This is a genomic window from Trebonia sp., assembly GCF_030042015.1.
In the GTDB taxonomy this organism is placed as follows: Bacteria; Actinomycetota; Actinomycetes; order Streptosporangiales; family Streptosporangiaceae; genus Trebonia.
The window spans coordinates 1-7,214 of record NZ_JASIAL010000128.1; the positions used below are offsets into that span (position 1 = coordinate 1).

A 7,214-nucleotide genomic window follows, 5' to 3' on the forward strand; every position below is an offset into this window, starting at 1 on the left:
CCCGCGCTCGCCGTGGGTCCCCCGGCTAGCCCTCGCGGTGGGCGCGGCCGGCCTTGCCGCCGCGGCGGTCCTCGGCGGCGTCCTTGCCGCCACCCAGCAGCGGCTCGACTCCGCGCAGGCGCGCGGCCAGGAGATCGCCGTCGTGCTCGCGGCGCCCGACGCCCGGATCGCGTCCGGCCGCACGACCGTCGGCGGCACCGCGGTCGTGGTGGTTTCGCAGACCGAGCGGAAGATGGTCGTCACCAGCTCCGGCCTGCCCGGGCTGCCGTCGTCCAAGGTGTACGAGCTGTGGCTGATGGGGCCGGGCGGCACCCGGCCGGCCGGCCTGCTCCCGCCGCCGAGCGGCGGGAAGACCGCGCCGGTGCTCGCCTCCGGTGTGCTGGCCGGTGACACGGTGGGCATGACGGTCGAGCCGGCCGGCGGGACGGCCAGCCCGACGACCACGCCCATCCTGGTGCTGCCGCTGCCGGCGTGACTGCGCGCGGTCGGCTCAGTCCGGCCAGCGGAAGCGGGTCACCATGCCGCCGTCGATGGTGACCTCGCCCGCCGGGGTGTCCGCGTGCCGCCAGATGAGGTACCGGCCGGCGGCAAGGCCGGGGTAGACCGCCGCGTAGCTGGTGCCCGCGGCGGTCGCGCGCTCCCGGATCAGCGAATGCGTGCGGCGGCCTGCCGCATCGCCGGCCGCCAAGCGGCTGATCTCGATCTCCTGCCCGGCCAGGCCGGCGGGCGCCTCAAGGACGAGGGCGCCGACCCCGGCGCCGAGGTCGAGGACGACGCTGCCAGGGCCGGACGGGCCGGGGCTGTCTTCGTGCATCGTGGTTTGTGTCCCCGCCTTGTTCCTGTGGTCCCTGGTCACGACGGCGTGTCGAAGCCGCTGTATGGCACGCCCAGGTAGGGGAACCGGTCAAGGTACCCGGACGGGACGCTGGCGGCGGTCAGCCCGTCGGTGACCAGGCTCGCGGCCGCGTCGGGGGTGAACGACTTGTCCACCAGCGGGACCGTCACCCCGGCGAACGCGCGCAGCTCGATCGTGACCACGTCGTCGAACACCCGGCGGCCGTTGGGGAACCCGGCGAGGTCGCCGCCGAGGACGCCGAGCTGACTGGGGGGCTTGCCCGGCGGGATCGCGGTGTTGAGGCGGAGCATGTCGGCGAGGACCGGGCCGGTGTAGTTCTGGAACCCGGGCACGATGCCTGACGGCACCCCGGTGAGCAGGATCGCCTCCAGGTCGGCCCGCGCGGTGCCTGCCTGCACCAGCTTGGCCAGGTTCGGGAAGACGCCGGGGTAGAGCACGGGCAGCAGGGCGGACAGCCCGGGCTGGGCGAAGTACGAGGCGAACTGCTTGTCGTCGGCGGGCGGCAGGGTGTTCCACAGGTCCTTGCTGCCGAGCGGGATCACGACCTCGTTGACCAGCGGGTTGGCCAGCCGGGACACCTGACGGTACGGACCGCAGCAGAAGGTCTGGCTGCTGTCCGCGTCCCAGACCTCGGCCTGCTGGCGGCTCGCCGTCGTCCACACGCCGATCACCGAGCCCTGATCGCCGACGCTGCCGTGCTGGCCGCCCGACAGCAGCTGGGAGATGGGGACCTGGATGGCGATCGAGTGCACGTTCAGGTGGGCGGTGGCGTTCACGCCCGGCGCCGCCTTGGAAAACACGTGCATCCCGAACTGCGTGTGCAGCTCTTCGAACGGCCGCAGGTCGCCGAGGTCGAAGATCGCGCCGAGGTCCACGTAGAAGCCCTCGGCCCGCTGGCCCGCGAAGACGCTAATCCCGCCGGCGATGCTGTGCACAGCGGCCTGCGCCAGCTGCGCGTAGTTGGGTGTGGACAGCGGGCCGATATTGCACGGCGGGCAGGCGAGGCCGGCCGCGAGGACGGTGCTCTGGCCCTGCCGCACGCGGGTCACCGTGTAGGTCTGGCGGCTGTTCCAGTTCGGGCTGTCGAGCGTCAGGATCGGCCCGGTGTTGTACAGGAACGTGCCCGGGTCCGCCAGCGTGGTCTGGAAGGTGAACTGATAGGTGATGTCGGGCTGGCCGTCCGCGTCGTTGTCGACGTTGATCTCATACAGCACGTCGTCGCCGAACGCGTAGAAGTTCGGGCCGCCCGCCGGCCCCTCCAGCGGGATGTAGTTGGCGATGAGGGTGACCGTGTCCGGCTTGTCCGGGCTGACGAACGCGTACAGGTCGGTGCTGTCGGCGACCGGATCCTTGGAGATCTCCGGCGCCTCGCGGTGCGATGACATTCCTCAGCTCCCTTGCTGAACGGCCTGCAGCAGCTGGGCTGCGAGGGCGGGGTCCCGGAACCGGACCTGGGTGGTGCCGGCGAACACGTCCAGCTCGCCGGTGCTGGCGTCCCGCAGGTACACGACGAGCGGGCCGCCTTTCTCCGTCCTCCCGGCCGTCGCCGCGACGGGCCTGGCGGCCGGGGCTTTCGTGTCCGGGCGCGTCGCGGCCACCACGGCGCCGACCCCGGCGGCCGCGGCTATCCCGACCGCGCCCGCGCCTGCGGCGCCGCGCAGCACGGTACGGCGTGACATTCCAGACGGATCTGCGTCACTGTGAGCAGGCATGGTGTCCTCTCCTCGGCTGGCTGTTCACGCCACTAGTTCGGCTCAGGCCCGCCTCCGGATGGGCCGTCCGGTGGACTTAACCGAAGCGTTATCGCGCTGGACGTCGGCGGGCTGCTCGACCTGGCCCGCAGCGCGGGCGGAATAGCAGCCGGGAGTCCTATGTCGCGGACTCGGGGCGACCGCGCAGCAGGTGCCTGGTTTGTTCCGCGTGCCAGGTGAGGTCCATGGCGTCGAACCGCTCCAGTGCCCGTCCGAGGAGGGCCCGGTCGCCGCGGGCGATGCCGAGCGCGCGGAGCGCGAACGGCTCGGCGAAGGTGCCCTCCCGCAGCCACTTCGGCGCTTCCGCCTCGATGCGCTCGCGGTCGCCGAGCGCGGCGAGCGCGTCCAGGAAGGTCGACACCGGCTCCCACTCCCAGTCGAAGTCGGCGGGGGCGAGTTCGGCGAGCTTGCCGGTCTGGTGCCGGGCCAGGGCAAGGCGGATCCTGGGCGGCTCGAACCAGCCCTGGTACCACCGGCCGCCTGTCATGCCGAGTCCGTCCGCCTTCGCCTCAAGCCGGCGGGCCTCGTCCTCATCGCCTGCCCGCGCGCAGCCGGCCGCGCAGTTCAGCAGGATGGAGACGTCCAGGCAGCAGGGGGTACCCGCCGCCACGTTGGCGTCGACCACCCGTTCCGCCTCCCCCGCCACGGCCCGCACCTCCGCCCAGCGCCCGGTCACGCTGGCCAGGATGAGCTGCCAGCCCGTGCCGTGCACGCGGTGATGCGGGGTCAGGCCGGCCGCGGCCTCGATGGCCTGCGCGCTGGCCACCCCCGCCTGATCGAGGTGGCCGGCCTTCAGGTACACGAAGACGTTGGACATGAGCGCCGTCGAGCAGACGTCGGGATTGGGCAGCCCGGGCAGCAGCGCCATCACGTCATCCGCCAAGGTGCGGGCCCGGTCGAAGTCCCCGGCCAGGAGGGCACCGTAGGCGATGGTGTGCAGCATTGTGCAGCGAAGCTCGGCGTCGCCCAGCCGTTCGGCGATGGCCAGCGCCGAACGGGCTACGGCTTCGTCGTCGGTGTTCATGGCCAGCGCGGCGAGCGCGCGGGCCCGGGTGAGCGAGCCCTCCTCGGCGAGTTCCCGGGCCTGCTGAATCCACCCATCGACGAGGGTCGTGTCCGGCTGCTGGACCCACATCCCGGCCCGGAGGGACGTCTGCAGGGCGAGGTCGGCGTAGATCTCGGCGGAGGGCCCGGTGATCTCGAGCGCCTTCTGCATGGCGTCGTAAAAGCCCTGGCCGTCGTATTTGAGGGCGCAGGCCTGGCCGATGCGCTGCCAGATGTCGGCCTGCTCCCGCGGGTCGTCTTCCAGGCACAGGGCGCGGCGGAACAGGTCCAGGCCATCGTCGATCTCATAGCGGCCGATGGCCAGGTCCGCGGCCCGCCGCGACCACAGCACCGCCTTGGCGCGCAGCACCTCGGCCTGCTCTTCCCGGCCCGCCCAGGCCAGGTCGAGGTCTTCAGGAACGATCGCCGCGGCGTAGTGGTGCGCGAGCAGCGGCGCATGTTCGGCCTCTCCCGTGCTGTTGCGCTCCAGCCACTCGGCGAAGTCGGCGTGCAGCCGCGCCCTCCTGGCCTTGAGCAGGCTGGCGTAGGCGACCTCCCGGGTCAGCGCGTGCTTGATCAGCCACTCCCGCTGCCCCTCGATCGATGACTGGGTGTGCGGGAGCACGAAGGCCCGCTCCTGGAGCAGGCCGAACTCCGGATCCGCGCCCTCGACCAGCTCGCAGACCGGATCGCTCCAGAACACCCGCCCGATCAGCGCGGCCGTCTGCAGCGCCGCCTTCCCTGGCTGGGGAAGCAAGTCGATGCGCGCGGCGAGCACGGCCTGGACGGTGTCCGGCACCAGGAAACCGGGCGGGAGCTCGCCGAACGACCAGCCGCCGTTCCGGCGGGCGATCACCCCCCGGTCCGCCAGCGTGGCGATCAGTTCCTCGGCGAAGAACGGGTTCCCCTCGGCCCGTTCCGCGACCAGCCCGCGGAACGGGGCGGGGCAGCCGCTGCCCAGCAGCGCCTGGGCCAGCTCGTCCGTGTCCGCTTCCGGCAGCGCCTCCAGCCGCACCAGTTCGGTCCCGGCCTGCAGGGCCCAGCCCGGCCGCTGATCAAGCAGCTCCGGCCGCGCGGTCACGATGAGCAGCAGCGGGCCGACCACCCGCTCGGCAAGCATCGCCAGCAGGTCACACAGCTCGTCGCCGGCCCAATGCAGGTCTTCGACGAGCACCGCCACCGGGCGCTCGCCGGCCAGCTCTCGCAGGAAGGCGACCCACGCCGTGCGCAGCCGGTCGCGCACGGTCAGCGGGTGCATGCCGGGCGGCGGCGCCAGGCCGAGGGTGAAGCCGAGCCCGTCGCGGCCAGCCACCCGGCCGGCGGCGACCTCCGGCGGATCGCTGTCCAGAATCCCAAGGTGCTCCTTCAGCACTTCACCGAGCGGCCAGTACGTGATCCCGTGGCCGTAGGACAGGCACCGGCCGCTGCGCAGCAGCGGCCGGTGCGGCTGCCCGCCAAGCCACCGCCAGAACTCACGAACCAGCCGCGTTTTGCCGACCCCGGCGTCACCAACCACGCTGACCAGACGCGGCCTGCCGCTAGCGACCACCTGGCGGTAGGCCTGCTGCAGTTGCGCCAGTTCGCGGACGCGGCCGACGAATACCGGCGGCAGCTCTCCAAGTGCGCCAAGACCGCGCGGGCGCGTCATCGACAGCGCGCGCACCAGACTGCGGCAGGCCACGCCCCCGGGCTTGCCCTTGGCCTGGACCGTCGTCGGCCCGCCGAACTCGAACGCCCCCCGCGCGGCCGCGACCGTCCGCTCGCCCACCAGGATCTCCCCCGGTGCGGCCGCCTGCTCCAGCCGCGCGCACACGTTGACCGCATCGCCGGTGACGAACGAACTGCCCTCCCGGGGCTGGCCCACCACCACCTCGCCGGTGTTCACGCCGATGCGCAGTGCCAGCCGGCCGCTGAACAGCTCCGCCAGCCGCCGCTTCATCCCCAGCGCCACGTGCAGCGCCCGCTCGGCGTCATCCTCGTGTGCGAGCGGCGCCCCGAAGGCCGCCATCACCGCGTCGCCGGCGAACTTCTCGACCGTCCCCCCGGCCTGCTCGACCTCCGCTGCCATCGCGTCGTAGAACCGGTCGAGCATAGCCCGGACCCGCTCGGGATCCTGGTCGCCCGCCAGTTCGGTCGAGCCGACCAGATCCGCGAACAGGACCGTCGCGAGCTTGCGCTCCTCAGCTGGCACACCGCAATTCTCCCCGAGTACCCGCCGGTCCGCCACGGTCGCAGAACTGCCCCCACCTTTGAATCGTGACCGTCTCCGGGCGCGCGCCCGCGACCGTCTGCCGACTCGGCGGGAAGCTTCCTGCCGGCTGGAGCGACCGTGCAGGTTCGGGGTGCTCAGGCACCTGCATGCGCGGGCCGGCCGAAGGGCAGCCGGCGGGTACGGGTCGGCCGATCCTGGGCCGCGGCCCTGGCCTTGCGCGCGGCGCGGGCACCCTTGAGCTGGGCGCGGTGGGTGAGGCCGACGGCGAGAGCGGCCTGGCGCTGGGCGATCAGCTCGCTGGCGAGGTAGTCGTTCATTGTCTTCTCCGTTTCCGGCGGTGTGGTGTCCGGTATCGACCGGCAGCCCCAGCATCGCCGGACAAGCGGCTAGCGGTCAGTCACCTGGAGGACAGCCTCCCTGTCGCCTTGCCGACACAGCACCGGAGACGATTACGATCGGGCCCCCCTGGTCTGCATGTCGCGGTTCACAGCGGAAGGGGGTTGGCGAGCAGGCCGCTGCCGCGGGCGCGGCCGGAGACGGTCCAGGCCCAGTCGGTGGCGTCGATGTCGAGTGTCGCGCCGCCGCTGCCGCGGGTGTAGCTGCCGCCGGCGGGGCCGGTCAGGTGAACCGTGAACGCCTGGCGGTGGGTGGCGGCCCAGTCGGCGACCATGTCGGCGATGATCCGGCCGTCGTGTGCGGCAGTGAGGACGGGCTGGCGGCCGGTGGCGCGGCAGATGTCGACGCGGTGCATCCACACGTCGCGGGTGTAGACGATGTCGATCAGGTAGCCCAGCGGACGCCTGCCAAGCGGGGCCTCGAAGCCGATGCGCACCGGGCGCAGGAACGGCGGGAACCGGCGGCGGCCGCGCAGGGCGCGCGGGACGGCGCGGTCCCACCGGTCGATCAGCCCAGCTGGGTCGAGGGCGGCCCGTTCGCGGACCTGGACCTCGTTGGCGCCGTGCACGATGTGCCCGAGGCCGAGCTGGCGCTGCACCCGGCGGCCCAGCCTCATCTGGTGGACGTTCTCACCGATCGAAGCGCAGGCTTCTGCGGCGCCCAGCACGTGGGCGGCGACAGCGCGCACGTCCCACCGGTCGCATACGGTCGGAGTTTCCCAGTCGCCAGGCGCCAGGCCGTGCAGCAGCGCGCTGAAACGTTCATACTCGGCGGCGGCCAGGTCCATCGCCTCGTCGTGGCGGATCGGCGGGATATCGCGCACCGCGGTCGTGGTCAGGGTCATGATCGTTTCCTCTCGCGCATCGGGCCGGCGGTGGTGTCCGGGCCGGGTGCCTTGAAGTGGGTGAGGAACATGTCAACGGCGGCGTCTACCAGGCGGACCCAGTGGTCGCCG

The 7,214-nt window shown here is 72.6% G+C and carries 7 protein-coding genes; 1 reads left to right on the forward strand and 6 read right to left on the reverse strand.

The window, feature by feature from the left end:
* Positions 1-475, forward strand: a 475-nt coding sequence (locus Q1N79_RS06325) for an anti-sigma factor (RefSeq protein WP_300605522.1), incomplete at its 5' end; no start/stop codon positions are given.
* 15 nt (positions 476-490) lie between these two features.
* Here the strand turns inward: Q1N79_RS06325 and Q1N79_RS06330 are convergent.
* The 6 genes from Q1N79_RS06330 to Q1N79_RS06355 form a co-directional block, all read right to left on the reverse strand.
* The gene (locus Q1N79_RS06330) at positions 491-856 is read right to left on the reverse strand and encodes a hypothetical protein (RefSeq protein ID WP_300605524.1); all 366 of its coding nucleotides are present in this window, start codon (positions 854-856) and stop codon (positions 491-493) included.
* The gene (locus Q1N79_RS06335) at positions 853-2,241 is read right to left on the reverse strand and encodes a DUF4331 domain-containing protein (protein ID WP_300605525.1); all 1,389 of its coding nucleotides are present in this window, start codon (positions 2,239-2,241) and stop codon (positions 853-855) included. Before Q1N79_RS06335 ends, Q1N79_RS06330 begins: the two co-directional genes overlap by 4 nt.
* 3 nt (positions 2,242-2,244) lie before the next feature.
* Complete coding sequence (locus Q1N79_RS06340) at positions 2,245-2,535, reverse strand: hypothetical protein (protein WP_300605527.1); 291 nt, start codon at positions 2,533-2,535, stop codon at positions 2,245-2,247.
* Positions 2,536-2,725: 190 nt separating this feature from the next.
* Positions 2,726-5,842, reverse strand: coding sequence for an adenylate/guanylate cyclase domain-containing protein (locus Q1N79_RS06345; protein WP_300605528.1), 3,117 nt, complete (start codon positions 5,840-5,842; stop codon positions 2,726-2,728).
* Between the two features lie 155 nt (positions 5,843-5,997).
* On the reverse strand, positions 5,998-6,180 hold the full coding sequence (locus tag Q1N79_RS06350; protein WP_300605529.1) for a hypothetical protein: 183 nt from the start codon (positions 6,178-6,180) through the stop codon (positions 5,998-6,000).
* 167 nt (positions 6,181-6,347) lie between these two features.
* Positions 6,348-7,103, reverse strand: a complete 756-nt coding sequence (locus tag Q1N79_RS06355; RefSeq protein ID WP_300605531.1) for a maleylpyruvate isomerase family mycothiol-dependent enzyme — start codon at positions 7,101-7,103, stop codon at positions 6,348-6,350.
* Positions 7,104-7,214 lie beyond the last annotated feature (111 nt).

Coding starts and splice junctions, on each gene's coding strand:
- Q1N79_RS06340 (WP_300605527.1), bottom strand. CDS start 2,535: ATGTCACGCCGTACCGTGCTGCGCGGCGCCGCAGGCGCGGGCGCGGTC.
- Q1N79_RS06335 (WP_300605525.1), bottom strand. CDS start 2,241: ATGTCATCGCACCGCGAGGCGCCGGAGATCTCCAAGGATCCGGTCGCC.
- Q1N79_RS06350 (WP_300605529.1), bottom strand. CDS start 6,180: ATGAACGACTACCTCGCCAGCGAGCTGATCGCCCAGCGCCAGGCCGCT.
- Q1N79_RS06355 (WP_300605531.1), bottom strand. CDS start 7,103: ATGACCCTGACCACGACCGCGGTGCGCGATATCCCGCCGATCCGCCAC.